The sequence below is a fragment of the Bacillus sp. AF62 genome (assembly GCF_050312695.1).
Taxonomy (GTDB): domain Bacteria; phylum Bacillota; class Bacilli; order Bacillales; family Bacillaceae_G; genus Bacillus_A; species Bacillus_A cereus.
The window spans coordinates 1-2,550 of sequence record NZ_JBNPJZ010000146.1; the positions used below are offsets into that span (position 1 = coordinate 1).

Below are 2,550 nucleotides of genomic sequence, written 5' to 3' on the forward strand. Positions count from 1 at the left end.
GTACTAGGTGCTAATGGATTTTTAAAGAAAAACGATAGTATAAACGAGTTGAATAAGACTAACACACAAATGTTAAAAATTCTTAATGAACTTGGGCTTAAAACGGTAAGTGAAGAGGTGGATGATGACGATGACATCGATTTGTAACGTCTATAGATACCACCCTTATATCAATGAGTATATGGAACTTGTGGAAAGCAGAAAAATACGATCGTGTAAAGAACAGAAACAATTAATGAAGCTCGTTAGGGAAACTTTAGATGACCCAAATGTTTATTTAGATGTACAAGCAATTGAGGACAGTGTAAACGTTCCGGCTCCTTACTTTCCATTTGAATTATTTACATGGCAAAAATTTGTTAATGCTTGTGTATTTGGTGTCAGATATAAAGATACTGATAGGTTAGTGTGGAATCAAGTATTAATATTTATGGGACGTGGTGGCGGTAAAAATGGTTTTGCTGGCTATCAAAACTTCTATATGGAATCTAAACCGTTTGGTATTAATAACTACAATATAGAATGGGTTGCAACATCAGAAAAACAAGCTAAAACAACATTTGAAGATGTAAAAAATGTATTGGAAGACCCGAAGCATGAAAAGAAACTGAGAAAAGCCTTTTATAAACCAACTAAGATTTTAATACAAAACAAAAGCACAAAGTCGAAGATTCAATACCACACCTCAAATGCTCGTACAAAGGATGGATTAAGACCAGGAGCCGTATGTTTCGATGAAATACATGAATACGACGATTACGCTTCTATCAAGGTTTTCCGTTCTGCTCTAGGTAAAGTGAAAGACGGTCGAACATTCTATTTAACTACTGACGGATATGTCCGTGGTGGTGTTTTGGACGATATGAAAGAGAAAGCTCGAATGGTTTTGAGTGGCGAAGTTGAGAAAAGTAAATTATTCCCCTTTATCTGCAAATTAGACTCTGAAGAAGAAGTTGAAGATGTTGCAAACTGGGAAAAAGCCAATCCTTCTATTCGAGATAATAAAGAACTATTCGAAACGATGAAAGAAGAATGGGCCGATTGTCAAACTAACATTCCGATGCATGTTGAATTCATGACAAAGCGTATGAATATTCCTAAACAGCTGTTTCAACATAAAATCGCTACCTATGAGGATATTCTTGCAACAGATCAACCTTTACCTGATGATTTACACAAATATGAATGTATTGGTGGTGTGGATTACGCAGAATTACGTGACTTCTGCAGCGTCGGTTTGCTATTTAAACGAGAAGGGAAGCGCTATTGGATTCACCACACTTTCATATGGCACCAGGCGTTGAAAATGCAGGATATTAATCAAGATATTATTGATATTGGTGTGGAAAAAGGACTCTTTACCATCGTCTACGATAAAGAAATTGAGCCCAAACGTGTTATCAATTGGTTTTTAGACAAAGCAAAAACATACGATATTAAGCGTATCGCGATTGATAAATTCCGTTCTGTAGTCTTGAGGCCTTTATTAGAAGAAGCTGGTTTTAACGAAAGAGTTGAGGTAGTGCGACGCGGTCCGTATATCCACGCGATGCTAGACCCGTTAATCCAACATCTATTCATCAATCATCATATCGTTTTCCACGATGATCCTGTTATGCGTTGGTATTGTGGGAATATCTATGTGGATGAATTAGGAAATGGCTCAAAAGAATATAAAAAAATCGACCCTGTCAAAAGAAAAACTGACGGTTTTTTCGCGTTTACTCACGCTTTAAATTTCGATGGAGAAATCGAAGACTATGCAGTCGATTTAAACGATATGCAAGTATGGTCATTTTAACTAAAGGAGGTGAATGAATTGGGGATTAGAAACATATTTAAAGCATTTTTAGGTGGTAGTAGTAGCGATATTCCCGATCCGGATTGTCAAACACTGCTATTAAAAGCGGAAATAGCTTACAAGAAACTATACGTTAACGCTGCTATTGATTTAATTGCACGTTCATTAATCGCCTGTGACTTTGAATCTTACAGAGATGGCAAGTTAAAACGGCATTTAAACTACTATCAATTGAATGTAGCGCCTAATAAGAATGAAAACGCTCATGAATTCTGGACAAAAGTTGTATATAACCTTGTTTACGAAAATGAAGCGTTGGTTATTCCTATTGGCGAAGAATTGTGGGTAGCTGATTCGTTTTATCGCGAAACTACGAATGGTTTAACAGAGTTTACGTATTATTCATTATCAATTAACGGTGAAATGTTAACGAAAACTTATAAAGAAAGTGAAGTCTTGTATTTCCGGCTTTCCCAGGAGTCTATCAATCAGATTATTGATAGCTTGTATAACTCATACGGATTACTACTGGCAAAAGCCATGTCTGATTATAAAGGAAATGGAAAACTTAGATTTTTAATCAAAGGACGTTTCATGAACTCTTTGACAGACGAGAATGGAAAAGCAGCACAAGCACTTTTCGAAGAGAAGATGAGAGATTATACAAACCCAGAAAAGCTTGCGTCTGTTTTGTTTTTGCCGGAGCAAGTTAATTTAGAAGATCAGAGTAAAGACCTACAAAAATTGGA

2 protein-coding genes are annotated in these 2,550 nt (G+C 36.1%); both read left to right on the forward strand.

The window, feature by feature from the left end; genetic code table 11:
• Window positions 1-130: 130 nt before the first annotated feature.
• Window positions 131-1,801, forward strand: a complete 1,671-nt coding sequence (locus ACQRBL_RS30545; RefSeq protein WP_427736239.1) for a terminase TerL endonuclease subunit — start codon at window positions 131-133, stop codon at window positions 1,799-1,801.
• Between the two features lie 18 nt (window positions 1,802-1,819).
• A partial coding sequence (locus ACQRBL_RS30550; protein ID WP_427736241.1) for a phage portal protein occupies window positions 1,820-2,550 on the forward strand: 731 nt, incomplete at its 3' end.